Origin of the sequence: Collinsella sp. SGI.180 (genome assembly GCF_050313455.1) — a bacterium.
Taxonomy (GTDB): Bacteria; Actinomycetota; Coriobacteriia; order Coriobacteriales; family Coriobacteriaceae; genus Collinsella.
Genome location: NZ_JBNPLL010000018.1, coordinates 18013 through 43824, shown reverse-complemented (window position 1 = coordinate 43824; position 25812 = coordinate 18013). Strand labels below are relative to the sequence as shown.

24 protein-coding genes and 1 tRNA gene are annotated in these 25812 nt (G+C 60.3%); 2 read left to right on the top strand and 23 right to left on the bottom strand.

Going from position 1 to position 25812, the window contains the following annotated elements; translation table 11 throughout:
• Positions 1–181: 181 nt before the first annotated feature.
• The 9 genes from ACQRAP_RS07410 to ACQRAP_RS07370 all read right to left on the bottom strand — a co-directional run bounded on the left by ACQRAP_RS07410 (position 182) and on the right by ACQRAP_RS07370 (position 9517).
• The gene (locus ACQRAP_RS07410) at positions 182–901 is read right to left on the bottom strand and encodes a GntR family transcriptional regulator (protein ID WP_427719478.1); all 720 of its coding nucleotides are present in this window, start codon (positions 899–901) and stop codon (positions 182–184) included.
• Positions 902–1043: 142 nt separating this feature from the next.
• Complete coding sequence (locus tag ACQRAP_RS07405; RefSeq protein WP_427719479.1) at positions 1044–2051, bottom strand: YitT family protein; 1008 nt, start codon at positions 2049–2051, stop codon at positions 1044–1046.
• Positions 2052–2257: 206 nt separating this feature from the next.
• Positions 2258–2887 carry an HAD family hydrolase gene (locus ACQRAP_RS07400; RefSeq protein ID WP_427795266.1) on the bottom strand — a complete coding sequence of 210 codons (630 nt, stop codon included), beginning with the start codon at positions 2885–2887 and terminating at the stop codon, positions 2258–2260.
• 156 nt (positions 2888–3043) lie between these two features.
• Complete coding sequence (locus ACQRAP_RS07395; RefSeq protein WP_427795265.1) at positions 3044–4027, bottom strand: SIS domain-containing protein; 984 nt, start codon at positions 4025–4027, stop codon at positions 3044–3046.
• A gap of 198 nt (positions 4028–4225) precedes the next feature.
• Positions 4226–5059: a PTS system mannose/fructose/sorbose family transporter subunit IID gene (locus ACQRAP_RS07390; protein ID WP_154518549.1), complete on the bottom strand. Its 834-nt coding sequence runs from the start codon at positions 5057–5059 to the stop codon at positions 4226–4228.
• A 13-nt stretch (positions 5060–5072) separates the two neighbouring features.
• Positions 5073–5867, bottom strand: a complete 795-nt coding sequence (locus tag ACQRAP_RS07385) for a PTS mannose/fructose/sorbose/N-acetylgalactosamine transporter subunit IIC (RefSeq protein WP_154518546.1) — start codon at positions 5865–5867, stop codon at positions 5073–5075.
• Between the two features lie 36 nt (positions 5868–5903).
• A complete protein-coding gene (locus ACQRAP_RS07380; protein ID WP_154518543.1) occupies positions 5904–6827 on the bottom strand; it encodes a PTS mannose/fructose/sorbose transporter subunit IIAB in 924 nt (307 codons plus the stop codon).
• Positions 6828–7010: 183 nt separating this feature from the next.
• Entirely contained in the window at positions 7011–8093 is a 1083-nt protein-coding gene (locus ACQRAP_RS07375; RefSeq protein ID WP_427795263.1) for a DMT family transporter, read from the bottom strand.
• A gap of 431 nt (positions 8094–8524) precedes the next feature.
• Positions 8525–9517 carry an SIS domain-containing protein gene (locus ACQRAP_RS07370; protein WP_117648180.1) on the bottom strand — a complete coding sequence of 331 codons (993 nt, stop codon included), beginning with the start codon at positions 9515–9517 and terminating at the stop codon, positions 8525–8527.
• A gap of 206 nt (positions 9518–9723) precedes the next feature.
• On the opposite strand from ACQRAP_RS07370, the gene ACQRAP_RS07365 reads away from it, so the two are divergent.
• Positions 9724–10446, top strand: coding sequence for a GntR family transcriptional regulator (locus tag ACQRAP_RS07365; protein ID WP_427795262.1), 723 nt, complete (start codon positions 9724–9726; stop codon positions 10444–10446).
• A gap of 21 nt (positions 10447–10467) precedes the next feature.
• On the opposite strand, the gene ACQRAP_RS07360 is transcribed toward ACQRAP_RS07365, so the two are convergent.
• The 10 genes from ACQRAP_RS07360 to ACQRAP_RS07315 form a co-directional block, all read right to left on the bottom strand.
• The gene (locus ACQRAP_RS07360; RefSeq protein WP_427795261.1) at positions 10468–11058 is read right to left on the bottom strand and encodes an N-acetyltransferase family protein; all 591 of its coding nucleotides are present in this window, start codon (positions 11056–11058) and stop codon (positions 10468–10470) included.
• A gap of 78 nt (positions 11059–11136) precedes the next feature.
• Positions 11137–12162: a threonine aldolase family protein gene (locus tag ACQRAP_RS07355; protein ID WP_427747832.1), complete on the bottom strand. Its 1026-nt coding sequence runs from the start codon at positions 12160–12162 to the stop codon at positions 11137–11139.
• Positions 12163–12207: 45 nt separating this feature from the next.
• Positions 12208–13071: a phosphatase PAP2 family protein gene (locus ACQRAP_RS07350; RefSeq protein WP_427795260.1), complete on the bottom strand. Its 864-nt coding sequence runs from the start codon at positions 13069–13071 to the stop codon at positions 12208–12210.
• 56 nt (positions 13072–13127) lie between these two features.
• Positions 13128–16760, bottom strand: a complete 3633-nt coding sequence (gene mfd / locus ACQRAP_RS07345; protein ID WP_427795259.1) for a transcription-repair coupling factor — start codon at positions 16758–16760, stop codon at positions 13128–13130.
• A 122-nt stretch (positions 16761–16882) separates the two neighbouring features.
• Complete coding sequence (gene nth, locus ACQRAP_RS07340) at positions 16883–17548, bottom strand: endonuclease III (RefSeq protein WP_427747829.1); 666 nt, start codon at positions 17546–17548, stop codon at positions 16883–16885.
• Positions 17549–17611: 63 nt separating this feature from the next.
• Entirely contained in the window at positions 17612–19414 is a 1803-nt protein-coding gene (locus ACQRAP_RS07335; RefSeq protein WP_427795258.1) for an ABC transporter ATP-binding protein, read from the bottom strand.
• Positions 19415–19541: 127 nt separating this feature from the next.
• Positions 19542–20897: a DNA recombination protein RmuC gene (locus ACQRAP_RS07330; RefSeq protein WP_427795257.1), complete on the bottom strand. Its 1356-nt coding sequence runs from the start codon at positions 20895–20897 to the stop codon at positions 19542–19544.
• A gap of 51 nt (positions 20898–20948) precedes the next feature.
• Positions 20949–21512 carry a hypothetical protein gene (locus ACQRAP_RS07325; RefSeq protein WP_427719501.1) on the bottom strand — a complete coding sequence of 188 codons (564 nt, stop codon included), beginning with the start codon at positions 21510–21512 and terminating at the stop codon, positions 20949–20951.
• The gene (locus ACQRAP_RS07320) at positions 21509–22039 is read right to left on the bottom strand and encodes a DUF6036 family nucleotidyltransferase (protein WP_427747826.1); all 531 of its coding nucleotides are present in this window, start codon (positions 22037–22039) and stop codon (positions 21509–21511) included. Before ACQRAP_RS07320 ends, ACQRAP_RS07325 begins: the two co-directional genes overlap by 4 nt.
• A 124-nt stretch (positions 22040–22163) precedes the next feature.
• The gene (locus ACQRAP_RS07315) at positions 22164–22586 is read right to left on the bottom strand and encodes a hypothetical protein (RefSeq protein ID WP_154518493.1); all 423 of its coding nucleotides are present in this window, start codon (positions 22584–22586) and stop codon (positions 22164–22166) included.
• Between the two features lie 26 nt (positions 22587–22612).
• Between ACQRAP_RS07315 and ACQRAP_RS07310 the strand changes: the two genes are divergently transcribed.
• On the top strand, positions 22613–22798 hold the full coding sequence (locus ACQRAP_RS07310) for a hypothetical protein (RefSeq protein WP_154518490.1): 186 nt from the start codon (positions 22613–22615) through the stop codon (positions 22796–22798).
• 294 nt (positions 22799–23092) lie between these two features.
• Here ACQRAP_RS07310 and rbr read toward each other — a convergent pair whose 3' ends face one another.
• The 4 genes from rbr to ACQRAP_RS07290 form a co-directional block, all read right to left on the bottom strand.
• On the bottom strand, positions 23093–23632 hold the full coding sequence (gene rbr / locus ACQRAP_RS07305) for a rubrerythrin (RefSeq protein ID WP_154518486.1): 540 nt from the start codon (positions 23630–23632) through the stop codon (positions 23093–23095).
• Between the two features lie 113 nt (positions 23633–23745).
• Positions 23746–24651, bottom strand: coding sequence for an adenine glycosylase (locus ACQRAP_RS07300; RefSeq protein ID WP_427719505.1), 906 nt, complete (start codon positions 24649–24651; stop codon positions 23746–23748).
• Between the two features lie 21 nt (positions 24652–24672).
• Positions 24673–25158 (bottom strand): RrF2 family transcriptional regulator, encoded by a 486-nt coding sequence (locus tag ACQRAP_RS07295; protein ID WP_154518481.1) that lies wholly within the window; start codon positions 25156–25158, stop codon positions 24673–24675.
• A gap of 340 nt (positions 25159–25498) precedes the next feature.
• Positions 25499–25576: transfer RNA gene (locus tag ACQRAP_RS07290), tRNA-Asp, on the bottom strand.
• Positions 25577–25812: the final 236 nt, after the last annotated feature.

Genomic DNA, 25812 nt, shown 5'->3' with positions numbered 1-25812 from the left:
CCCGAATCAAGGCAACGCCGATGTTTTGGCAACGCCAGCGAGCGCCCGTCATTTGAGCCAAGGTGCCGTGAAATGAAAAGGCGCTGACCTTCTGGTCGCGCCTTTGAAGTTGAAAGGCAGATTGCCGCTCTGGCGGGCTTGCAGCGTCAACTGGTTACGCGGTTTGGTAAAACCGCGTAACTTATATGACCATGACGTAGCGGCTGCCCACGTAGTACTGCTTGCCGAGCAAAACCGGCTCGCCATTGGGACCGGTAAAGCCGGCACGCAGGTTGAGCAGCGGATCGTGCGGAGCGATGCCCAGCTCGGCCGCCTGCTCGGCATTGGCGCGAACGGCCTCGACCGTGCGGTAGCCAACCGAGGCAATCGGCGTTCCACCAACACGCTCGACCTCGGCAAAAATCGACTTGTCCTCAAGATCGGCCGTCAACAGCTCACGATATGCGTCAAAGGGCACAAAGATGTTCTCCTCAAAGATGGGCTCGCCGTCGGCCGTACGCACGCGCTTGATATGCAGCAGCAGCGCATCCTTCTGCAGGCCAAAGAACTCCATCTCGTTTTGGCGCGCCGGAACGATCTGGCGATCGATTACATGCGCGCCGGCCTTCATGCCATTGTCGGCACACAGCGCGGTAAACGTCTGCAGCATCGAGGCATGAAACTGGCGGTTGATGTGCGGCGTGGAGACAAACGTGCCACGGCCTTGCTGTTTAACCAGATAGCCATCGGAACACAGCTCCTCTACGGCGCGGCGCACCGTAATACGGCTCACCTCGTACTGCTCGGCAAGCTCAAGCTCGGACGGGATACGCTCCTTGGGTGCATAAACACCCTTCTCGATCGAATCCTTGATTTCGTCGTAAATCTGCTGGTACAGCGGCGCATTTTTGGGTGCAGGCATATCTAATCACTCTTATCGAAATATCGGAATAACAAATACGTATATAACGTCTAGTTTTATGTTACCTCATAACGATAAAACGATACACCCTCCCTACCAAAAAGGGACAGGATTGAGCAGAGCCGGCAAAATGCCAAATACCTTACTTGCCGTCGTCCTGCTGCAGGCTGTCCTGTTCGCTGAGGCGCACCTGCCTGCTGGCCATGCGTGCGGGCTTGTCGGGATCGGGAACGGCCGTGGGCATGGGTTCGTCGACATGACCACCCCACCAACCGCCCACAAAGTTGAGCGTGTGGAACACGTTGATCACGGCGCCGGGATCAACCTCGCATACCAGCCTGATAATGTCCTGGCTCTCGTAGGTCGAGACAACGGTGTGCAGCAGGTACATCTTCTCGCGGCTGTATCCGCCGACGACCTCGGCGCAGCTAATGCCGTGCTGAAAATGGTTTACGTAGGCAGTCATGACCTCGTCTGCCTTACGCGTCGTGATCTGCAGCGTCACACGATCGTAGCGATGATAGAAACTGTCGATGGTCTTGGTCGAAATAAACTGAAACACAATGGAATACGCCGCCTTGTCCCAGCCAAACATAAAACCAAAGATTGCCAGGATAAAGCAGTTGAAGCCAAAGATGACGCCCCAGATGGTCTTGCCCGTGTGGTTGGAGACCCACAACGCGATAAAGTCGGTACCGCCGGTGGATGCGCCGGACTTAAGCGCGATGGCAGCACCCAGGCCCGAGACCACGCCGCCAAAAATGATGAGCATGATCTTGTCGCCCAAAAATGGAGCGAAGTGAAAAACGTTGAGGAACAGCGACGAGAGCACGACCTGCATCATCGAGAAGATGACGAAGCGCTTGCTAATGCCGTTCCAGCATAGGAGCGCCACGGGGATGTTGAGTGCGAGCATACCGAGCGAGATGTCAATGTGAACGCCACCTAGCGAGGTAACGCGATCGAGAAGGACCGCGACGCCGGTAAGACCACTCGGAAGCAGGTCAGCGGGCCAAATGAACGCCTGGATCAGGAATGTCTGGAGAACGGCAGAGACCGTGACTGCCACGGCAGTAATGGCACGGCGGACGATGGTGAGGCGGCCGAGTACGAGCACGCGGTCCGTGAGCTGATCGATGGCATCCGCCACGCAGGCTCCTTTCGAAGGCAGATATAGTTGTGGGGCATGCCCGCGATTGTAGCATGGAGCGTGCGGGGGCGCCTCAATTCACCCTCTCTCGACAACCATCAGAAGGACCGTGAGGCCGCTCAAAAGAAAAACGCCGTGAAGAGAGCGATCCCTTCACGGCGAATTCGGCATTTGCCCAGATAAAACCTGCCAAAATAAACCTGTCCCTAAATGGCAGGTAGGATGTCACACAGATTGTCAATGACAACGTCGGCGGCAGACTGGTCCAGGTTGACGCCCTCGTGCGGACGCAGCGCCAGGACGCGGGCGCCAGAGCGCTTGCCAGCCTCGATGCCCAGAGGCGAATCCTCGATAACCAGGCACTCGGAAGGCTCCACCCCCAGCGCCTCCATGGCACGCTGGTAGATCTCGGGGTCGGGCTTAAACGCACTGCACTCGTGGCCGCTGATGGTGTAGTCCAGCACGTCGGCGATGCCGGCAATCTCCACCAGCTCGTCGATCAGCTCGCGATAGGACGAGCTCGCGATGGCACACTTCACGCCGCGCTCATGCAGCTCACGCATCACCGGCTCCGTCTGCTCGTTGAGAAGCTCGGCATACGGAACGGGGTGGTGCGGGCTGTAGACCTGCTTGTACTCCACGCGCAGGCGCTCACGCAGCTCAACATCGTCGGGCACCAGCGACTTCCAAATGGCCGGCTCGTTAGACCCCGAAAGGTCGGGGATCTCGTCAAAGTGGAACCCCTTCTCTTCCATAAACGCCACGCGGCGACGGTTGTAGAACCACTCGGTATCGACCAGCACGCCGTCCATGTCAAACAGCACTGCCTTGATCATACGCTCCTCCTTCCACCTGCCAAAAAGGGACAGGTTTATTTTGGTAGGTTTTATCTGGGGTTTGCGGCGCGACAAACACGCCCCCAAAGCAAAAAAGGGGACGGGGCGAAAACCCCATCCCCTCTCAATCAACCCGTAAGGTCTACTTACTTGTGATTAGTAGGAAAGCTTCCACATGTAGCGACGCATGGTCAGCGGGTGCTGACGGGCCTCGGCGATCTGGTTGCCGTACTCGCGCATAACGGCGAGGTGCAGCAGCGGGTTGAAGTAGGTGACGACGCTCGCGGGCACGGCGTCAGCCAGGCCGTAGTCCTTGGAGTCGATCAGAGCGACCTTGGCGCCCATGCGCTTAAGGAAGGTGAGGGCGCGGGCGTCCATCGGACGGGTAGCGCCATCGGACATGAAGAAGACGTAGGGCTTACCCTCGGTGGAAACCTCGAACGGGCCGTGGAAGTACTCGCCGGTGTTGTAGGCGGCGGCGTCGATCCACTGCATCTCGGTGAACAGGAAGGCGGCGTGAGAATAAGCCATCTTCTCGGAGGCACCGGAAGCCATGAAGTAGATCATCTTGTCGTCCTTGAAGTCCTCGGCGAACTTCTTGGCGAGCTTCTTGCAGGACTGAGCGGCGTTCTCGCAGAGGTCGAAGACGTTGGTGAGGCCGGTGATCATGTCCTCGTAGTGGTCATAGCCCTCGGTCTGCTGAAGGATCTCGAGAGCAAGAGCGATGGCATAGCCGGGCTTCTCGCACTTGGCAGCGTAGTTGGCGTGGAAGCCGTGGATGATGACGTGGTCGGCGTCGACGGTCAGAGCGGAGCCGGCCTTGTTGGTGAGGGAGACGACCGGGCAGTTGTGCTTCTTAGCGGTCTTGTTGGCCTCGACGGTCTCGGGCGTGGAGCCACCGAGGGAGCAGGTGATCACGAAGGTGTGCTCGTTGACCCAGGAGGGCGTGTCGTAGTTGAACTCGTTTGCGGTGAAGATCTGAACGTTCAGCTTGTCCGTGTTGTTGGCCAGGAAGTACTTGGCGGGGTAAAGGTCGGACATGGAAGCGCCGCAGCCAACGAAGGCGACGCTGTGGATCTCGTGGTTGGACAGGACGTCAGCGACGATCTGCTTAGGGAGGTTAAGGTCGATCTCGTACATCTGACACATTCCTTTCGATTTTTGCGGCGCCACTTTGCCGGACGTGCGCAGGATTACCGTGATTTGGACCGAGTCGCCGGCCCATTGAAGATGTGACATAGGGACTGTCCCTTTGACACATTTAGGGATGGAAGCCTGCCTGGGGTATGGGATGCCAGGCAGGCTCCCCGGGGAAAGCGGTTAGACGCTTGGGCGCGACTAGGCCAGGATGCCGGCCGCGGAGAGGGCGATGCCGCCCACGATGGCGATCACAAGAAGCCAACCGGTGTTGACGTTCTTCTTGATGAGCCAGTACATAAGGCCGGTGAGGCCAAGGGAAATCATCTGGGGCATCATGCCGTCCAGGATGTCCTGGATCACGACGGTGCCGTCAGCGAACTGCAGCGGGGTGGTGGCGCCGATCAGCGTTGCGATCATGCCGCCCACGGACATAAGACCCACGATGCCGCAGACATACATGAGCTTCTCCATGAGGTCGCCGCCCTGAAGCTTGCTCAGGTACTCGTGGCCGCCCTGATAGCCCATCTTGGCTGCGAACCACGTGATCAGCACGGAAGGCACGATGGAGATGAGCATGGCCAGGATCGGGCCCATGATGGAGCCCTGCTGAGCCAGCTGAACGCCCAGACCAAAGGCGATAACGCGGATGGTGCCCTGGAAGAAGGAGTCACCAATACCGGAAAGCGGGCCCATGAGGGAGGTCTTGACCGCGTTGATCGAATCGGGATCGAAGTTCTCGGGATCCTTGGCGTACTCCTCCTCCATGGAGGCGGCGAGGCCCAGGACGAAAGCGCTCGTCTGCGGAGTGCAGTTGTAGAACGCCATGTGACGGCGGTAAGCCTCTTTCTTGGCAGCGAGCTGCTTGGGGTCGGACTCATCCGGATAGAGGCGATCGAGCGTGGGAACCATGCCATAGAGGAAGCCCATGTTCATCTGACGCTCGTAGTTCCAAGAGGCCTGGATGGCCCAGGAGCGCCAGAAGAACTGGCTGACCTTCTTGTTCAGGGACACGTCCTTGGTTGCGGTTGCCATAGTGTGTTCCTCCTTAGTCTTCGTCGTCTTCGAGCGGATCGTAGTCGGAATCGACACCGGCGGCTGCATGGGAACCGTTGAACTTGAAGCCCATGAAGACGACAGCCAGGCACACACCGATCAGAGCGACCGCGATGACGGACAGGTTGAGGTAAGCGGCGAGCAGGAAGCCGATGAACAGGAACGGAGTCATACCCTTCTTGATCATCATGGTGAGCAGCAGGGCCAAGCCGTAGGCGGTCATGATCTTGGTCGAAACGTTAAGACCAGTGGACAGCCACTCGGGGACCATGTTGACGATGGCCTGAACCAGGTCGGTGCCAACAAAGACGGCGAGGAAGATCGGCAGGAAGTACATGACGGCGTACAGACCAGTGCCGACGCAGATGTGCATACGGTAGGCAGTCTTGAACTTTCCGTTATCGATCGCGCTATCTGCCACATGGGTGAGGGCGGCGATGATGGAACGGAACACGATGCCGAGGAGCTGACCCAGGACGGCGACCGGGATGGCGATCGTCATGGCGGTCTCGGCGGAAGCATCGGTCAGGCACGCAAAGGCAGCGGCCACGATGCCGCCCAGGACCATATCGGGCGGAACGGCAGCACCGACCTGCACCAGGCCCATGGACACGAGCTCGACGGCGGCACCGACGGCAAGGCCGGTGGGCACATCGCCCAGCAGCAGACCGACGAGCGTAGCGCCAACGAGGGGCTGCTCGAAGTTAAGACGACCGAGCAGGCGGGAGTCCCACATGCAGAACACGCCGACGAGGCCGACGAGCACCGCACTGATGAACGTATTCATACCCTTCTCCTTTCAGTCAGGCAAAAGCCTGGTTGACTACAGCTTGGCGTCGATGTCGACGCTCTGATACGTGGGGGTCTGCTGGACATAGAGCTTGATGCCCATGTCGAGCAGCTGGTTGATGTCGGCCTTCTGCGTGGCGTCGAAGAAGACGGAGCTGTCCTTGCCGCCGACCTGATCGGCACCGTCGTGGTTGGCGGTAGCGCCCAGGTTGATGGCGTCGAGCTTGTAGCCCTGGCAGAACTGCAGCATCTCGGCAGTGTTGCCAAAGACGAACATGACGCGCTCGCCGAGGGTGTTGAGCTTGTCCATCTTGGCGAGGGCACGCTCGACGGTGAAGACGTTCAGGCGCACGCCCTGGGGCTTGGCCAGCTTAAGAGCGCCCTTCTTGATGTCATCGTTGGCGGCAGCGTTGTCGACGACGATGATGCGCTCAGCCTGAACCTTGGTGGTCCAGGTAAAGACGACCTGACCGTGCAGCAGACGGTAGTCAAGACGTGCGAGGACGATCTTGGCGGGACCGGAGCTGTGACGGGACGCCTTGGCCTTCTTGGCGGGAGCCGCGACGGCCTCGACCGGTGCGTTGGGGTTGGTCAGACCAGTGCGGGCCTCGTTGATGAGGGCCGCGAGCTCGGTGCCCTTGACGGGGGCGGGGCTCATAGCGAGCGTGAGCGCCAGCGGGATGTTGAAACCGCTGACAACCGTGAACTTCGTGCCGTTCTTGGAAAGCTCGACCATGCTGTTGTTGACCGAGCTGCCGAGCATATCGGTCAGCACATAGACGGTGTCGTCCGCGTTGAACGTGGCGATCATGGCGTCCACCTTATTGGTGATGGGCTCCTTGTCGTCACGAGCAAGCGACACGACGTGGACGTTCGACACGTCGCCGAGAACCATCTCGAGCGTGTCTTTGGCGCCTGCGGCCAGGCCGCCATGAGATGCGAGAATGATCTGATTCATCTTGCCTCCTCCTTCTCGTTATGGTCATTATAACGTCTTATACGCTACTTATATTGATAATTAGTATAAAGACCGTTCGCGGTTAAAAATCGACCGTTTACGGGTTTAACGTACTCGAAACGTTGGGGCTGGATAAGCGGACACTGGCTGGATAACCCCAGGTCGGATGCCGCACGCAATTCCCTATCGCACGAAGTACCAGGGACTTTCCTGTACGGTGGGCTCCAGCGCGATGCCGGTGCGTTCCTTAAACAGATCCATGTCCTGCGATTTCTCCGTCCACCACGCGTTGGGCTTAAAGGTCATGCTCTCAATGACATGGCCGACAAACACACTGTTGCGCAGCTTGGAAAAGTCGGTATTCATGATCAGGATGGACGCGAGCACCAGCACGATGCCCAGGACCTTGATCGCGCCGGCGGGCTCGGCGTAGACACCAATGCCCAGCAGTACGGTGACAACTGTCTCGAATGACATTACGACGGGAACTTTCGACGTCTCGAGCCCCATGGACAGACCCTGCATATATAAGATGTAAGCCACGGCTGTGGGGATGAGTCCAAAGCCAAGGAACAGCAGCAGCAGCTGTGGCGACATTGCCGCGGCGACATCCGGCCACGGAGCCGCGATAGCTGCCATAACCGCACCGCCAAAAACAAAGCCCCAAAACGTGACAGCCAGCGGGTGGACCGTCTTGGTTGCTATTCGGCTAAACACCGCGAGCGACGCACCACAAAGGCCTGCAATCACACCCGACGTGACGCCCCAAACCGAAAAATGAAAACCGGAAAGGTCGCCATTGGTCACTGAAAGCACGCAGCCAACGATGTTAAAGACAATGGCAACGAGCTTGTTAGGGGTCACGTCCTCGCGATAAAGCATGCGGCCGAGCATGACGCCAAACACCGGCGAGGTGTAGAGCAGCACCGAGGCCGTGGACATGCCCACCTCGCCCATGCACTCGTAATAGCAGGTGTTGGCGGCGGCCAAACCGACGATACCGACAAGCGCGCAGGGAACAAGCTCTTTAGGGCTTGCCTTGAACAGGGCCAGCGGACCCTGAGCCACGGTAGACCCCTCACCCGGGCGGCAGCCCATAAACATCAGGACCGGCGCCAAGATAAGCGCTCCGACCAACAAGCGAAAGGCAGCCATGCTCTGGGACGAAACGCCCATGGCCGAGATGCCGTTTACAAAGATTCCGATGCTGCCCCACATAAGCGCGGCGATCAGCACCAGCACATAGCCCAGATTGCTTTTCTTCAACGCAGCCTCCTCGGTATTGTTTCCAATATGTTTCATACTACGTTATAGTCGTTATATACATTTTTCAAGCCACAAATCGCCGAACGGAAAAATCTGCTCCCCCACATACTCATTGGGGACGTACTTAAATGACTAGTCATTCAGGAACGTCCCCAATGACTAGTCGTTTAAGTACGTCCCCAATGACTACCCAACGACTAGGACTGTCCCCAACTGCCGGCAGAAAGGGAACGTCCTCAACTGCCACATCTGAACCAAGGCGACGCCGATGCTTTGGCAACGTCAGCGAAAACCCGCCAGAGCGAGCAAGGTGCCTTGAAGCGAAGCGGCATTGACCTTCTGGTCATGCCGCCGAAGTTGAAAGGCAGATTGCCGCTCTGGCGGGTTTGCATCGTCGAGCCGTTACGCGGTTTGGCAAAACCGCGTAACTCCTAGTAGTCGAGCTTCCACATGTAGCGGCGCGTCATATAGTCCTTGTGGGTGACGGCAGAGAGTGCACGCATGTACACGTTGTTGAGGATCGGTGCGAAGATCAGGTGGTTGAAGTATTCGCTCACGCTGTCCTTGATGTCGTTGAGGCCGAGCTCCTTGGCGTCGAGCTGATAGACGCGCTCGCCACCGTACTGGTTGACGAAGCGGATGCCGCGCTCGTCGTTGCAGCGGCTGCGGCCGACGCTGATGAGCTGGAACAGCGAAGTGCGCTTGTCCAGGATCTCGAAGGGGCCATGGAAGAAGTCGCAGGTGTTGATGGTGCAGGAGTCGATCTGTAGCATCTCCTGCACGTTGCAGATGCTAAAGACGTAGGCGGCACCAAAGAGCGGACCCTGAGCCATCACGTTGATGCAGGGCTTGTCGGCGTTCTGCTCGGCCCACTTGGCAGCGAGCGGACGGGTGTACTCGACGGCCTTGCGATAGATGGGGTCGACCAAGTCAAAGGCGGCCATAGCGGTCTCGTACTCGGCATAGCCCTCGGTCTGCTGCGTGAGCTCCATGGCGATCATGGTCACGACGGCGGAGTTGGTGCGGCCCATGCAGGACTCGTCGACGGCCAGGCTGTCGTACTGGATCTTGTAGTCGCAGACCTCGGTGAGGGCGGATTCGTCAACATAGATGGCGATGGTGCTGGCGCCGTGGTCCTTGGCGACCTGGGCGGCGACGATAGTCTCCTTGGTGCCGCGCATGGACACGACGACGGCCAAGGTGTTCTCGTTAACGTAGGCAGGGGTGGCGTGCACGAACTCGTTGCTGGTGTAGCTGGAGCTCACGACCTGCGTGGCCTCGTGCTCCATAAAGTACTGGGCAGGATAGTTACCGCCGTTGGATCCGCCGGCGCCGATCCACACGACGCGCTTGATGCCGCCCTTGTCTGCCTTGTCGGCCAAAACCTGGGAGACGACATCCTTAACCTGTTCCTGAGTGGTCATCGTGCATCAGCCTTTCTTCTCGTTTGATGCTCATCACAGGCATACAAGTTACATACATGTTTTGGTTATGTCGACTAGTTGTATGCTATATTTGTCTTAGAAATTTTGCTGCTGCGGTTTTCGGTAGCTCGCTACCAGCAGTTTTATTGTTTTATTAAATACATGCTTGCTTAGGTAAGCATACAGGTTAGATATAGGTTGGCAATATGGGCGTCACATCTAAAAAGAAACTGACCCAATACGAGCGCTTGGCGGGCACGCTGCGCGATCGCATCGCTGCCGGCACGTATGCGCGCGGAGACAAGCTGCCGTCCGAGATGGAACTCATGGACGAATCGGGGCTGTCACGCAGCACCGTACGCCACGCCCTTAAGGTGCTCGTTGATGAGGGCCTGGTGCGCACCGAGCGCGGGCGTGGCGCCTTTGTGGCCGACACGCCCGCGCTCCACGAGAACAACCTGGTGTTTTCGAGCTATACCAAGCAGGTCGAAGGCCAGGGCATGAAGCCCACCACGCGCACCGTGGACTCGGGCTTTGCCAAGGCGGCCGGCAGCATAGCTAAGTTCTTTGACGCCGCCGTGGGCAGCAAGCTCGTCAAACTTGTCCGCCTGCGCTACCTGGACGACGCGCCGCTGTGCCTGGAGACCACCTACCTGCCGCCAAGCTTCGAGACGCTCATCGATCGCGATATCAACGGTTCGCTCTACGCCACGCTGCGACAGGAGTACCATCGCGCACCGGCACAGGGGCATAAGACCTTTGAGGTGTGCTATGCCTCGCAAAACGAGGCGTTTTTGCTCAACGTTGAGCGCGGGCAGGCGCTGATCCTGATCACCGACTACGTCTACGACACCGACGGCCGACCGCTCCATGTCTCCAAGCGCATCCAACGCACCGACCGCGCCAAATACACCGAACCCATCGGCTAACCTGCCAAAATAAACCTGTCCCTAAATGGTAGGTTTGGGGAGGTCGGGGAACCAGGTTGGTTTGGGTTGGTTGGGCGTGCGCTCGGCTAGGACCAACTCCATCCAACACATGTCGTACCAGCGACCGAACTTTTGGGCGCAGCGATCGAAGGTGCCCACCAGGCGATATCCCATATGGGCATGGAAATCCTGGCTGTTGTGCGTCAGGTACTCGTCGTCCTTGTCGTGCGGCACGGCGATGAGCGCGCACATGTTGGTGATGCCCATCGCAATCAGGCATTGCTTGAGCGCATCGTGCAGCTTGCGGCCCAGCCCGCCGTGGCGCACATCGCGCGCCAGGTAGATCGACGTCTCGACCGACCAGTCGTATGCCTCGCGGCTGTTGAGCGGACTCACATAGGCATAGCCTACCAGACGCCCGTCCAGCTCCATCACCAAATACGGGTAGCGCTTGAGCGTACGCTCGATACGCCCGGCGAACTCCTCAACGCTCGGCACCTCGTATTCGCAGGTAATCGCCGTCTGGCGCACATACGGCTCATAGATGGCAAGCAACGCCGGCGCATCGTCGGGCGTCGCCAGGCGAATCGTCGGCTCGGACATTTCGGTCATACAACCCTTCCCCCTCAAAAACAAAGGCTGCCCTGCGCCAAGCTCTGGCGCAGGGCAGTCCCTTGTCACTACATCAGGCTACAGGACAGCCGCCAACGCGTCGATGTCCTCCTGCGTCGTGGCCCAGCTGGTGCAAAAGCGCACCACCGTGTGGGTCTCGTCGTACTTTTCCCAGTACTCAATCGAGGCATGCTCGCGAATGCGGGCCATGTCCTCGTTGGGCAGAATCACAAACTGCTGGTTGGTCGGCGTCTCCAAAAAGAACTGGTAGCCGCGCTCGTGCAGCACGCGACGCAGCGCCTGAGCGGTCTCGATCGCCTGGCGACCAATCTCAAAATACAGGCCGTCGGTAAAGAGCGCCTCAAACTGCACACCCGTCAGGCGGCCTTTGGCAAGCAGCGCGCCATGCTGCTTAATACGCGGAATGGGATGCGCCGGGGCGTGCATACCGCAGAACACCACAGCCTCTCCGCAGAGCGCGCCGCACTTGGTACCGCCGATGTAGAACACGTCGCACAGCTGCGCCAGCTCGGGCAGGGTAACGTCGCACTCATCGGCCGCCAGCGCATAGGCCAGGCGGGCGCCATCCACAAACAGCGGAATCTCGCGCTTCTGGCACACTGCGTGAATCGCCGCGAGCTCGGCCTTGGAGTACAGCGTGCCGTACTCGGTCGATAGGCTCACGTACACGGCACCCGGGAACACCGTGTGCTCGTAGCTCTCGTTTTCGTAGAACACCTGGATATAGTTCTCAAGGTCCTCGGCGTGCATCTTGCCCTCGTAGCCGGGGATGGTGAGCACCTTGTGGCCGCCAAACTCGATGGCGCCCGCCTCGTGGCAGGCGACGTGGCCGGTCTCGGCAGCAACGACGCCCTCGTACGGCGCGAGCAGCATGTCGATCACCGTCGCGTTGGCCTGCGTGCCGCCCACCAGAAAAAACACGTCGGCATCGGGGGCCTGACAGGCCTCGCGGATAAGCTGCTTGGCACGCTCGGTATGTGCATCGGTACCGTATCCGGGCTGCGGCTCCATATTGGTGTCGACGAGCGCCTGCAGCACCGCCGGGTGTGCGCCGTGGGAATAATCGTTGTTAAACGCGAGCATGGCAATCCTCTCTTACCGGGTATCGGCCAGATGATTCAAACGGAGCTATTGTACGCCGCTGGGATAGGCAATGCGCGCGGCAAGGCACTCAAGTGCCAGCACCAGGGCAAAACCGCAGCTCACATCACTCAAAAAGTGCGCTCCGATCACGATGCGGCCAAACGCGACGAACGCCACAACCACAGCCGCCGTCCAAAAGACCACACGACGGCGCGACGGCTTTTCCTTAAAGGCCGCTGCGGGAAGCCCGGCGAGCATAAGGCCGATTGCCGCGTGCGCCGCGTGTCCGCTCGCAAACGACTTAAAGCCGTCCTTGACTACACCGGCGGCAATATAGGCCCGCGTGTCGGGGTTGCCGATCACCCACCACGGCTGAAACTCGAGCCCCGGCGTCACCTCGATCACGCGCATGCGCGGGCGCGACCACAGTGGCTTGACGATCACGTTGAGGATGATGGCCTGAGCGACCCACACGGCAAGCACCATGAGCGCCCAGCGTGTGAGCTCGTCGGGCTCGGTCGTGCGCGTGAGGCGATAGACGATAAGGTTGGCGACGATGGCCAGCACAAACGTCAGCACCAACTGAGCCACGATGAGTTTGCCGCCAACCCTCAGGGACGAAACGATCTCGTAGCCGGTCAGGCCAACATTGACGAGGATGCCGAGCACGGCGAGCCATTTGCTCCCCCTGGAGTCGGGACGCACCGCGCGCACGAGCATAACGCCCGCGACGCTCGCCGTCAGCTCAAACGGCAGCTCGCCGGCCGCCTCGATAAAGCGGCCGTACATACTGCCGATGTTGAACAGCGCGCTCGAGATCTGATAATCGAAGAAACTGCCCACGCCCAGGCAGAGGGCAAGGATAACCGCGATAGCAGCGGCATCTTTCTTATAAATGTACCCGAACATGCTTTCCTTTCGATGGAACCAGATTGCCCAAATGGGGCGTTTACAACGTCGACCCGTTAGTCATCGTCGGACGTGCCCAGCTGCTGCAGCAGCATGAGTGCCGCGGCCACGGGGCCGGTGCCGTCGTTGGCGTCGAGACCGCGACCCAGGCCGCTGCCCGCGCCGGCGCCCGCCTTGTAGGGCACCGACAGTTTGCGGCTCTTGGGGAAGTTCACCGCGCCATAGCGGGTCTTAAGCTCATAGGCCACCTTCTTGGGAACGTCGACGCCCAAAAACGTGATGCGACCGCCGCTGAGCGTAACGCTCTCGAGCCCCAGGCGCTCGCCGCGAATGCGGATTCGCGCGCGATTGAACAGGTTGAGTCCCGCCAACGGCAGCTCGCCATGCGCGGCCTCGGTCTCTTCCTGCACCTCGTCGATGCTCTCCAGGTCCCCGGCCGCCGCAAGCTTACGGTATACGAGCACGCGCTGATCCACCGCCGGCAGGTACTCCTCGGACAAGAAGTAGTCGGCCGGCAGGTTAATACCCACGCTCGCCGCCTCCACACCGGCATCGTCGTCGCCGCGCGCCTCGGCCACGGCCTGGCCCAGCATCTGCGTAAACAGGTCAAAGCCCACGCTCGACAGGTTGCCGTGTTGCTCGGCGCCCATGAGCGAGCCGGCGCCGCGGATCTCCAGGTCGCGCATGGCGATGCGCATGCCGCTGCCCAGGTCCTGGAACTCGGAGAGTGCGGTCAGGCGTGCCGTAGCCTCCTCGGTGAGCGGCAGCTCGCCCGGGAACATAAAGTACGCGTAGGCTTGCGTGGCAGAACGGCCCACGCGGCCCTTGAGCTGGTAGAGCTGCGCCAGACCCAAGCGCTGCGAATCCTCGATGATGAGCGTGTTGGCGGTCGCGTTGTCGATGCCGCTCTCCACGATGGTCGTGGCGATGAGCACGTCGATCTTTTTGGTCGCGAACTCGATCATCACGTCCTCGACCTCGCGCGGGCTCATCTTGCCGTGCGCCACGCCCACGCGCGCCTCGGGCGCGGCCTCGTGCACGCGCGCCACGGCGTCGTCGATGGTCTTGACGCGGTTGGACACGTAGTACACCTGGCCGCCGCGGCCCACCTCCAGGCGAATCGCCGCGCTCACCACGTCGGGGTCGTACTCCCCCACGTGCACGATCACGGGGCGGCGCCCGGTCGGTGGCGTGGTGATCAGGCTCATGTCGCGCACGCCGCTCGTGGCCATCTGCATGGTTCGCGGAATAGGCGTTGCCGAAAGCGTGAGCACGTCAATCTGCTCGCGCAGGTTTTTGAGCTGCTCCTTGTGCTGCACGCCAAAGCGCTGCTCCTCGTCGATGATCACCAAACCCAGGTTCTTGGGGTTCACATCGGCCGAAAGCAAACGGTGCGTGCCGATGAGCACGTCGATCGTGCCCTCGGCAAACGCCTTGAGCGCGCGCTTCTGCTGCGCCGGCGTGCGAAAGCGGCTGAGCACCTCGACCTCGAGGCCAAACGGGGCAAAGCGCTCAAAGAAGGTCTCGTAGTGCTGTTGGGCCAGAATGGTCGTGGGGCAGAGCACCATGACCTGACGGCCGGAGTCCACGCACTTAAACGCCGCGCGCAGGGCAACCTCGGTCTTGCCAAAGCCCACGTCGCCGCACAGCAGGCGGTCCATGGGCTTGGGCGCCTCCATGTCGGCCTTAATGTCGGCGATAGCCTCCAGCTGGTCGCGCGTCTCGTCGTAAGGAAAGCTCTCCTCCATCTCGATCTGCTCGGGCGTGTCGGGCGGGCAGGCGATACCGGTAATCGAAGAACGGCGCGTATACAGATCGACCAGGTCAAACGCCAGCTTTTTGGCGTTCTTGCGCGCCTTGTTGGTGGCACGCGTCCAGTCGGCGGTGTTGAGCCTAGTCAGGCGCGGCTTGTCGCCGTCGGGACCAACATAGCGCGTGATGCGGTCGACCTGCTCGAGCGGCACGTAGAGCTTGTCGCCGTCGGCATATTCCAGCAAAAAGTAGTCGCGCTCCTTGCCGCCCACTTCCTGGCGCGCGATCTCGCTAAAGAGCGCGATGCCGTGGGTAGCGTGCACCACGTAGTCGCCCGGCTTAAACGGAAACGTGATCTGCGTAATGTCCACCTTGCGACGGCTGCGCACGCGGTTGGCGTCCATGCGGGCATTGAGATCGGCGATCGAGAACACGGCTAGGTTGGCATCGGGCACCACCACGCCCTGCGGCAGGGCGGCATCCACAAAGGTCACGCGTCCGCGCGAGATGGTGGGTACGGCAGCACCGGCGGCAGCCTGGGCGGCGCCCGCCTCGAGCGAGCGGGCGTTGAGCGCGTCGGCCTTGCGCTCGCGGATCGAGGCATGGGCCTCCTGGCGGACAGCACGGTCGGCAGAATCTGCCGCTGCCACGCGTACGCGCTCGCCAATAACGCCGGCGTTTTCGGGGGCGGCCGTCAGCGACTCCTCAAAGGTAATGCCCTCGTCGCCAAAGGTGAGCTCCATCGACTCGCGCGCTCCGCGGTCGGGAATGGCAAACACGCAGGCATAGCGCTTGCCCACGACTTCCTGAACGCGCGTCATAAAGCGGTTGTCCGAGCCCGCGATAGCCGGCTGCTCAATCTTGAGCTCTGCCGTAACCGCACCGCCGGCGCGGATCAGGCTCACGTAGTTCAGGCGCTGCTGAGCACCAAAGTCGAGCTGCTGGGCGCGCACGTACAGGCCGTCCAAGCGGTCAATCCCCGCCTCGCCGGCGCGCGCCTCGATATCCTCGTAGGCACGCAGGCAGTCGTCGAACAGCGAGCGCGGCTCGGACAGAACCACAAGCGCCTTGCCGCTCACGTGCGCCAACGGGCTCACGGTCTGGCCGTACATCACCGGCAAAAAGCGGTCGAGCTCGGGTGTAACAATGCGTGCATCCACCATCTCGAGCAGCGCCGCCAGCTTGCTGTCGTCCTGGCTTGCGCGGTAGAGCGCCACGTGCATGTTGTGAACGGCATCGTCGGTAAGCGCCAGCTCACGGCAGGGGAAAATCTCGATGCTGTCCTCGTTGCCGATGGTTTGGCCCGTGGAGCTCACCATACGGCGAATGCGATCAATTTCGTCGCCAAAGAACTCAATGCGCACGGGTGCTTTCTCTTGTGCGGGGAATACCTCGACGGTGTCGCCGTGCACGCGGAACAGGCCGGGTGCGTCGGCGGCGCCGGCATTGGTGTAGCCCATGCCCACCAGGCGCTGCGGCACCTCGTCAAAAGGAATCTCCTCGCCCACCGCAAAAGTAGTGGACTCCCAGTAGCGGCTCTCGACCGGCGGCACGCAACGCAGCAGCGCGCGGGCCGAGGCAACCATGATGCAGTTGTCCCCGCGCACGATGCGCCCCAGAGCCTCGCAGCGCTGCGCCACCACGGCATCGTCGGGCGCCTGCTCGCGCCACGGATAGTCCTTGCGCTCGGGAAAGCGGCACACGTGCGCCAGGCCCACGTAGGCGGCCAGGCTGCGCGCGGCGCGATCGGCCGCGTCCTCGCCGCTCACAATGTAGACCGTAGGGCGCGGGCGGCGCGCAAACTGAGCAGCCGCCATAAGCGTACGGCCCGACTGCGACACGGCCAGCGTCACATCCTCGCCGGCGTCGAGCCCGGCCTCGACGGTCTGCAAGGCCTCGGCAGTGTAGAGCTGCGCGGCTATACGGTGAATGAGCATGCTGTTCCTCCGGCATCGCAACGCCAAAAGCCCGCCGGGGCAAGCTCGGCGGGTCGTGCGTCAAAAGAGTATTGATTATCATGGTAGCGCATGAGGTGAACACGCCAGCGCACGCCAAACAGCTACCCCAAAACGCGCATGCTCGGGCAAAGGTCTGCCAGCGGGCACTCGTCGCACTTGGGTTTGCGGGCATCGCAGATCTCGCGGCCAAAGGTGATCCACTGGTGGTTGACCGATTCCCAATACTCGTGCGGCAAGATCTTGAGCAGATCCTGCTCGGTCTTGAGCGGCTCTTTGGCGTGCGTCTTGGGACTCAGCATCAGACGGTGCGCGATGCGGTTGACGTGCGTATCGACCGCGATGCCCTCGACAATGCCAAACCCCACGTTGAGCACGATGTTCGCCGTCTTGCGCCCAACGCCCGGCAGCTTGACAAGCTCCTTCATGTCGGCCGGCACCTCGCCACCGTAATCGGCGACGATCATCTGCGCGGCCTCCACGGCGTGCTTGGCCTTGCTCTTATAAAAGCCGAGCGACTTAATGGTATCTGCCACATCGGCAACGCTCGCCCCCGCCATGGCCTCGGGCGTGGGCCACTGGGAAAACAGCTTTGGCGTCACCTTGTTGACCTGCGCGTCGGTCGTCTGCGCCGAGAGCAACACCGCTATGAGCAGCCTATAGGGATTCTCGTGGTCCAAAAAACACTCAACCGGGCCATAGCGACGGTTGAGGCGCTCGCACACCTCAACGGCGCGCTCGCGTTTGGCGGCATTGGTCTCGCGTGGCATAACGACTCCTCGGATTGGCGGCATAACTTACCTATGGGCACGATTGTCCCACGTATGGGGTCTTTACGCCTCCAAAAATGCGCCGGTCTGGCGGCCCCACAAGCTCGCATACTCGCCGCCTGCCTCAACAAGCTGCGCATGCGTACCGTCCTCGACAATCTCGCCGTCCGCCAGCACCACGATGCGGTCGAGCGCCGCCACGGTGGACAGGCGATGTGCCACCACAATAGAGGTGCGGCCGCGCATCAGGTTCTCAAGCGCCTCCTGCACCAGCGCCTCGGACTCACTGTCCAGGGCAGAGGTCGCCTCGTCGAGCACCAGAATCGGCGCGTCGGTGAGGATGGCACGGGCGATGGCCACGCGCTGGCGTTGGCCGCCCGAAAGCTTAACGCCGCGCTCGCCCACCATGGTGTCAATGCCCCGGGGCAGGCGGTCGATAAACTCCAGGGCATTGGCCAAGCGGGCCGCCTCGCGGATCTGTTCGTCGGTGGCGTCGGGGCGGCCGTAGGCGATGTTCTCGCGAATGGAGCGGTGAAACAGCAGCGCCTCCTGCGGCACGTAGGCAACCTGGCGACGCAGGCTCTGCTGCGTGCAGCGCGAGACATCCTGACCGTCCACGAGTACGCGACCGCCCTGTACGTCGTCCAGGCGTAGCAGCAACTTGGTGAGCGTCGTCTTGCCCGAGCCCGATTTGCCCACCAGGCCCACGCGCTGACCCGCCGCCACATGGAGCGTCAGGTCGTCGAACACGCTCTCGCCCGCCGCGGCGTCGCGGTATGCAAAGCTCAGGTGCTCAAAATCAATCGCGCCCTCGCCCACCTTGAGCTCGGGAGCGTTCTCGTCGTCTGCCACCAGACGCGGCTCGTCCAGCACGCGCGTCATCTCGGCCGCATCGCCCAGCGCGCGGTTGATGCGCTGCATCATGGAGCTTACGTAGTTCAGGCGCATGGTGAGGTTGTACGTATAGGTAAAGATCATGACGAGCGCGCCGGCAGAGATGCCAAACCACGCGTTGCCGCCCGCGACGAACACGCTCACCACGGCCATGGTGATGACGATAAGGCCCGAGGTCGTAAAGTTACGCTGCATCATGGCGTGCATCGAAACCGTCTCGGCGTCGCGCGCGGCGCGGTCGGCGCTATCGAACAGGTCGCGCTCAAAGTCTTCGCGTCCGCAGGTCTTGACGGCCAGGATGTTCGTGACCGCGTCGGAAAGCACGCCCGACAGCTTGTTCTGCGCGGCGGACGTCGCGGCCGAAAGCGGCATGATGCGCTTATACATGAGCCAGACAAACGCAATGTAGACGACCATAATGCCCACCAGGATCACGGTAAACGTCGGCACCACCGGAGCGAGCGCCGCCACCGTGCAGACAACCGAGGTGATAGTGGGAATGAGCGAATACACCGTCACGTCCACCAGCCCCGTGTAGCCGCTCATAAAACGGCTCGTCTGGCTCACAAGCGATCCGCCAAAACGGCTGGTGTGGAATGTCATGGATTGATTGGAGAGCGTGTCGAAGCACAGGCGCGCCAAGTGATAGTTACCCGCAATCTCGAGCTTGTAGACGGTGTAGTCCTGCAGCTTGGAGAGGATTTGGCCCACTAGGTTAACGAGCACGAGCGCCAGAATGTAGGGGCCAAAGACCTCAAACACCCGGTCGCCCGCCACGGGGCCGGCCTGGACGCGGTCGACGATAAGCGCCATCACGTAGGTGTTGGCAAACGTGAGCAAAAAGATGTAGCCCGCCGACGAGAGCACCGAGAGAAAGACGATCAGCGGCTGCGTGCGCGTGACGTCCCAAAAACGCTGTAGCGTGCGGCGCACGGTTGAGCGTTTGAGCGGACTGGTGCTTCTCTGTGACATGGGCTTCCTTTCACATCTGGCGGGGCTAAACGTCATTGTTGCATACTAAAGCGCACTTCAGGCAAGCACGATGCGAAAAGCAGCGGGGTGCCCGCGTTTGCGCCGGCGCCCCACCGTCTTGTTGTAATTATTCCTCGTCTTCTTGGTCTGTGGGAAGGCCCGCGGGCATGAGTCCCAAGATCTCATCAGCTTGGTCGGCGTCTTCCAGCGCGTCGATGTCCTTGAGCTTGCGCTCCATGACGTTGGTGCGCGTGGTGATGATGCCCTCGACCGTCTTTCCCGCGGTCTCGATTTGCTGCTGGGCGCGGCGCAGCGCCGCCTGATAGCGCGGCAGCTCGGCCTTGACGGCAGAAAGCACGCGTAGCACGTCATCGGTGCGTTTTTGCAGCCTAAACGTTTGGTAGCTCATCTGCAGGCTGTTGAGGATAGCCGCCATGGTGCTAGGGCCGGCAACGTTGACGTGATAGTCGCGGCCCAGGGTCTCGATAAGTCCCGGACGACTGACAACCTCGGCGTACAGCCCCTCAAACGGCACGAACATAATGCCAAAGTTGGTCGTTGCCGGCACACTCAGGTACTTTTCGCAGATGTCCTTGGCCTCGCGCTTGACCATGGCGTCGAGCGTCTTACGCGCAGCGGCGACGGCCTCAGCGTCACCCGACTCCTGGGCGTCGAGCAGATGCTCATATGCGTCACCCGGGAATTTGGAGTCGATCGGCAGCAGCACGGGATCGCCCTCGTCTACCGGCAGCTTGACGGCAAACTCAACGCGCTCCGAGGCGCCGGGCTTGGTGGCGACGTTTTCCAGATACTGGTCGGGCGTAAGGATGTCCGCCAGGATTGCACCCAGCTGCACCTCGCCCAAAATGCCACGCGCCTTTACGTTGCCCAGCACGCGCTTAAGGTCGCCCACGCCGGTGGCGATGGACTGCATGTCGCCCAGGCCCTTGTACACGGCCTCGAGCTGGTCGCTCACCTGCTTAAACGATGCCGACAGGCGATCGTTGAGCGTGCGGGAGAGCTTCTCGTCCACCGTCGCGCGCATCTGATCGAGTTGCACGTTGTTATCTTTGCGGATAGCACCCAGCTGGGCATCGACCGTCTCGCGCACCTTGTCCAGGCGGTGCTCGATGCCCTCGCGGTTGGCACCGAGTTGTTGGGCCGTCTCGCGGCGCAGGTCATCCATCCGGTCACCAGCTTGCGAAAACTCGCGTGCGATGTTCAGGTAGCGTTGCTGCTCCACGGCCGCATCTGTCGTCTGCTGCTGCGCGATGGCATTGGCCGTGCGGCGGGTTTCGGCCAGCGCGACGTTCAGGGCATCGAGCGCGTTGTTGGCCTGCTCGAGTGCCGCCATCGCCTCCGCACCGCCATCGCTGCGCTCTCGCAGCTCGGCGCGAAGGCCCTTGAGCTGCAGGGCGCAAGCCACAGCCACTCCTACCGCTACCAAGGCGATCACGACCAGCACAATATCAACAGCAGACATAAACTCAGCCTAACAAACCCAATCGATCATCAATCAAAACCGCGATCAATCTTACCCCGCCACACGCACCGGGCGCCCGGCCCCTTCTTGGGCGCCCCTCTCCTCCGCATATTCCATAATGCGGCGCGCCGTCTCCCTGCTCACCTTTGAGTCATCGCCGGCTAAGTATGCGTACACGTTTCCCTTATTCAGATTCAAATCGCGGCAGAGACCGTAGCGCGTTACGCCCGATTCCCCTAGCGCTCCCAACGTTCTTTTTCGCATCAGAGCGTTGATCCTTCTGTCCGCCACTGGCTTTTCCTTCACCGCTCTATACGCACGCCAAACGTTGGCATAACGATTAGGGAGTTTGTCCTCGGCGCATAGAGATGCCAGGCTACCCGTTTGGGCGTACAAGGACAAAACGCCTCGGTAACCCTCTTCCATCCACGAACCCTCGGATAAGCCCAGAACGTATTCGGCTTTACCCTGCGCCAAAGCGAGCAAAAACAGGGGCTCCGCCACGCGCGGCGCAACCGTCGTCGCCTGCTTAACCAGTTTTCTAAAACTGAGCGACTGCTGTCCGGATAGCTCTCGGCAATAGCCTTTTAAGAATCCCTCAAAGGTCAGATTCAATCGAGCACCTCCTTTTTGTATTGCCTGTATGCGCAGACCATCTCTTGATAACTCCGCTCCGAAGGCGACGACGCCAGCGCCTCGCCCTCGTCGAATATAAGCCGTTCGAGCAGTCCCCAATCAAGTCGGTCGACGAATGCCTGGCTATGAAGATCGACGATGTCGTTCGGACGGTAGGCATAGAGCTTCATTACCGCCAGGTCTTCCAAGGATGGCGTAAAGTACCTGATAAAACGCGCCCCAATATCCAAGGGAATCAAACGATCTTCGTAATTGAATGGCATCTGATTACAATATGCCACCGCCATACCATTCACCTCGGGATATCGAGCTATGATCTCGCGGAGGCACCTGTCTGCCTCAAACACATCAATGTCATGTGTAACCGACCGATTCGTCACATCGTTAAGCATGAAGGCGCTCCCTCCCACCAATACAACGCTCGGTCTATCGTCTCTTGGACCTATTTCCAGCTCCGCCTCTTCGTCAATACCCAAAAGAGTCTGTTCTAAATCCTGCTTATGCATAGCAAAATCATATTATTATTCATCATCAATAATACTATTCAGTCGCACGACAGGACCCAAAGGATGCAAGAATTCTACTCGTGGCGATAATCCCTGCACCCTAGAAGTCCTAATGTGACAAACGCTAACTCTCCCAGCCGGCGCGGATGGTTGTTACGACATCGCCCAGGCGCTGGCCGAGAGCTGTTAAATGTTGGAGCACTTCGCTGGGCGAAGCGCCGTTGAGAATGCACGTGAGGGCATATGAGGCCAAGAAGATTGCCGCGAGTCCCAACGGGATCAGCACGATCATCGCCAGCGTACGCAGGCGCTGGGCCCAGCGACGGCGACGCGCACGACGCTTGTCGAACGCAAGCTCCTGCGCATATGAATCTTGCTGTACGGAATAGGCTCCTGGGTCCACCTCACCCGCAGACGATACCGCGGGCGCGGCGTTTTGCGCAGGAGGCTGGACGGCTGCCCCTTGCATTTGCATCTCCATAAGCCGCTGCTGTTGGCGCAGCATGCGCTCGGCTTGTTGCTGCGGGGTCTCAAGAAACAGATCCATGTTGGCCTCCTCAATAGGAGCATTCGATGCTTGCGCCCAGCATCCCGCACCATCGCGGCCGCGGCAATGAAATCCGCGGCAATAGCCGCAAAGATTCTTTTGTCAGAAAACTGTCGAAAAGTTCAACAACTCCCCTACCAGCACTTTCTTTGAGCTTTTTTCGCCAGCAATCTTTTGCCCTCTCGCCCTTGCGCCATCCGACCAAAACCTAACCAAAAGCTTGACGGAAATTGTGAAGACAGGGACCCCAAACAAAACGTGCCGCCCCAAAAGGGGCGGCACACAAACTAATCTATGAGCCAAAACTCGTTGGCAAGCCCGCGCCGTCAGAACCGCGGCGCATGCCTTTGCCTCGCGCGACCCTGCGAAGCCGTGAGCGAGAGGGAAAGGGATGCGCCGCGGTTCTGATGCCCGGAGCGGCGAGGCCGGCAGTTGCCCTGCGGAGCCGTGAGCGAGAGGCAAAGGTATTTCCCCGCCCTGCGCTCCGCAGCAGCCAGCGCCACGCGCTAGTAGTTCACCACCTGCTCCTCAAAGTACGCCTTGGGATGGTTGCAAACCGGGCACACCTCGGGCGCCTTGGCACCAACATGCAGGTGCCCGCAGTTCAGGCACTTCCACACCTTTACGCCCTCGCGCTCAAACACCTCGCCCGATTCAATGCGCTCGACGAGCTTGTTATAGCGCTCCTCGTGAGCCTTCTCGACAGCGCCAACGCCACGGAACTTCGCGGCGATCTCGGCAAAACCCTCCTCTTCGGCGGTCTTGGCGAACTCGTCATACATCGTGGTCCACTCGTAGTTCTCGCCCGCGGCGGCATCGCGCAGGTTGTCCAGCGTATCCGGAACAGCACCGTCGTGCAGGTACTTAAACCACAGCTTGGCATGCTCGGACTCGTTGCCCGCCGTCTCTGCAAAGATATTCGAAATCTGAACGTAGCCGTCCTTTTTGGCCTTGGATGCATAGTAACGATACTTGGTGTGCGCCTGGGACTCACCGGCAAAAGCGGTCTCGAGGTTCTTCTTGGTTTGAGAATTCTCAAAATCCATAGGTGTACTTCCCTTCAATACGCGCCGCCCATAGACTTTGAGCGGCATTGCCTTTAGGATACCCTCATGCCGAGAATCTAAACCTTACTATCCTGTTCTGCAAATTCGCGTCATCACACACTCAGCCAGCGCTCGCCTTCGGCACGACAAAAGCCTTCGCGCTCCAGGTCGGCAAGAATGCCCGCAATAAAATCGCAACCAACCGGTTCGCGACCCGCTGCGGCCTCCATCTTGTTAACGCCTGCAACAGCTTCAACAAGCGTTATGCCCGCCGGCTGTCCGTCGCGAGCTGCAAGCAGCATGCGCACGATATGGGCACGCTTTTGCCGACGCGAGCCCTCAAACTTGGACTGGCGGCTGTAGCCCGCCGAGCGCCTAGACGGATTGGGCAGCGTCTTTTTAAGATACGCGCCGTAATCCAGCAGCGCGTAATACCACGCGCGCGGCGTATCGGCATCGTCGAGCGGCACGGCAAAGGGAGCGACCTCATCCGCCGCCGCACCGGGCGCCGCCGGGCAGGCCGCCTGGATCAACGGCACCAGCTCGCGGTCGGGAACAGACGGAACGTCAGGAAAAAAGTGATGCAGAAAGACCGTGCGCACATTGGTCTCCAGGTACACTCCCGGAAGATCAAACGCAAACGACCGAATGCCCTGCGCCGTTGCGGGCCCAATACCGGGCAGCGCGACCAGGTCGCGTGTATCACGCGGAAACTCCCCATCCCAGTCCTCCACGAGTCGCTGCGCGGCCTTATGGAGCGCCAAAGCACGGCGGTTGTAGCCCATGCCCTGCCAAGCGTCCAAAACATCAGAAGGAGCGGCCTGGGCGAGAGAATGCACGGTCGGAAAGCGGTCGAGCCATGCCGGCATGCGCGTCTCTACGCGTGGAACCTGCGTCTGCTGCAGCATGACCTCGGAAAGCCAGATGATGTACGGGTCGCGCGTGCGGCGCCACGGAAGGTCGCGATAACGCAGAACCCCTTCCGAACGAATCATCGAACGAAAGGGGTCCTGAATCATAGCTATACTCCTTATGCGGCGCTACTCCTCCCGGCAAGCACACGCGCAAACGGCATACTCGGGAAAGGCGTCGCGGTCGGCGAACTTGGGATCGACGGCGGGGAACTGGCGGCGAGCGACGACATCGTCCAGCGAAACGGAATCGAGGTAGTCACGCATCAGCGCCTGGGCCCCAGCCCACAGGGGATGATAGCAGCACGTGCCCCTGCGTGCACAGTCGCCATCGAGTGCCGTGCAATCATTCATAACCATAGGGCCCTGAACGGCCTCGACGACCTGACGGATAGTGACCTCGCTCGGGTTGACCTTAAGACGCATACCGCCGTGGACGCCACGCAGGCTCTCCACAATACCGGCCTGAACCAAACCGTGTTGGATCGAACGGGCAAACGAATACGGAACATTGACCTCTTCGGCAGCAGTGCGAACAGAAAGCAACCGCTCCGGCTCCTCGGCAAGCATCGCAAGCATGCGGAGGGCATAATCAGTCTTCCTCGATATGTCCATGTTTCCCCTTTCAAGGAATACGAACAGCTCGAACGGGCTCCGGGGCCGAGCTTACGTCGAGACGCTAAATAACCGCCGGGACAACCAAATAGTGAATTAGATGTCCGCTGAAGGTCGAATCCAAAGCAAATTGCATCAGATTAGGCCTGCAGTGGAATTTAGTATAACCTAACCCCCTGTTTCATTGAACGAGTGTTGCGCAACAAACCCCCCTTGTTTAAACCGATATACTTAATTCATTTCCGCATCTCGGAAGCAAGGAGCTGAATGAAAGGGACGGCCGAGCGGTTGTCCTATTAAACGCAAAAAGCCACGTCCGAAGACGTGGCTTTAATTGCGTTGGCGGGAAGTACGGGGCTCGAACCCGCGACCTCCGACGTGACAGGCCGGCGCTCTAACCAAACTGAGCTAACTCCCCAGGCAGTCGTTCGCGTTTGTTTCCGCTCGCGTGCGCTGCGGGGATTAGTATACACAGAAGTCTGTTCGCCGCGCAACAACTTTTTTGAAAATATTTTTTGGGTCCCTCCGGGAGGGTCTCCGGGGCCGGCTGGCGCGGGTTAAGTTTGCTGCTCTACAGTCCTGCGCAAGACGGAAAGCACATTAAGTGCTTTCCTTTGCCTGCGGAACTCGCGACAAACTTAACCCGCGCCAGCC

Coding starts and splice junctions, on each gene's coding strand:
- ACQRAP_RS07355 (WP_427747832.1), bottom strand. CDS start 12,162: ATGCTCGCGTTTAACAACGATTATTCCCACGGCGCACACCCGGCGGTG.
- ACQRAP_RS07365 (WP_427795262.1), top strand. CDS start 9,724: ATGGGCGTCACATCTAAAAAGAAACTGACCCAATACGAGCGCTTGGCG.
- ACQRAP_RS07400 (WP_427795266.1), bottom strand. CDS start 2,887: ATGATCAAGGCAGTGCTGTTTGACATGGACGGCGTGCTGGTCGATACC.
- ACQRAP_RS07315 (WP_154518493.1), bottom strand. CDS start 22,586: ATGGATCTGTTTCTTGAGACCCCGCAGCAACAAGCCGAGCGCATGCTG.
- ACQRAP_RS07310 (WP_154518490.1), top strand. CDS start 22,613: ATGCTTGCGCCCAGCATCCCGCACCATCGCGGCCGCGGCAATGAAATC.
- ACQRAP_RS07320 (WP_427747826.1), bottom strand. CDS start 22,039: ATGCATAAGCAGGATTTAGAACAGACTCTTTTGGGTATTGACGAAGAG.
- ACQRAP_RS07360 (WP_427795261.1), bottom strand. CDS start 11,058: ATGACCGAAATGTCCGAGCCGACGATTCGCCTGGCGACGCCCGACGAT.
- ACQRAP_RS07335 (WP_427795258.1), bottom strand. CDS start 19,414: ATGTCACAGAGAAGCACCAGTCCGCTCAAACGCTCAACCGTGCGCCGC.
- ACQRAP_RS07370 (WP_117648180.1), bottom strand. CDS start 9,517: ATGACCACTCAGGAACAGGTTAAGGATGTCGTCTCCCAGGTTTTGGCC.
- ACQRAP_RS07395 (WP_427795265.1), bottom strand. CDS start 4,027: ATGTACGAGATCGACCTTAACCTCCCTAAGCAGATCGTCGCTGACGTC.
- ACQRAP_RS07380 (WP_154518543.1), bottom strand. CDS start 6,827: ATGAATCAGATCATTCTCGCATCTCATGGCGGCCTGGCCGCAGGCGCC.
- nth (WP_427747829.1), bottom strand. CDS start 17,548: ATGCCACGCGAGACCAATGCCGCCAAACGCGAGCGCGCCGTTGAGGTG.
- ACQRAP_RS07410 (WP_427719478.1), bottom strand. CDS start 901: ATGCCTGCACCCAAAAATGCGCCGCTGTACCAGCAGATTTACGACGAA.
- ACQRAP_RS07295 (WP_154518481.1), bottom strand. CDS start 25,158: ATGGACATATCGAGGAAGACTGATTATGCCCTCCGCATGCTTGCGATG.
- ACQRAP_RS07350 (WP_427795260.1), bottom strand. CDS start 13,071: ATGTTCGGGTACATTTATAAGAAAGATGCCGCTGCTATCGCGGTTATC.
- ACQRAP_RS07300 (WP_427719505.1), bottom strand. CDS start 24,651: ATGATTCAGGACCCCTTTCGTTCGATGATTCGTTCGGAAGGGGTTCTG.
- mfd (WP_427795259.1), bottom strand. CDS start 16,760: ATGCTCATTCACCGTATAGCCGCGCAGCTCTACACTGCCGAGGCCTTG.
- ACQRAP_RS07330 (WP_427795257.1), bottom strand. CDS start 20,897: ATGTCTGCTGTTGATATTGTGCTGGTCGTGATCGCCTTGGTAGCGGTA.
- rbr (WP_154518486.1), bottom strand. CDS start 23,632: ATGGATTTTGAGAATTCTCAAACCAAGAAGAACCTCGAGACCGCTTTT.
- ACQRAP_RS07390 (WP_154518549.1), bottom strand. CDS start 5,059: ATGGCAACCGCAACCAAGGACGTGTCCCTGAACAAGAAGGTCAGCCAG.
- ACQRAP_RS07385 (WP_154518546.1), bottom strand. CDS start 5,867: ATGAATACGTTCATCAGTGCGGTGCTCGTCGGCCTCGTCGGCGTGTTC.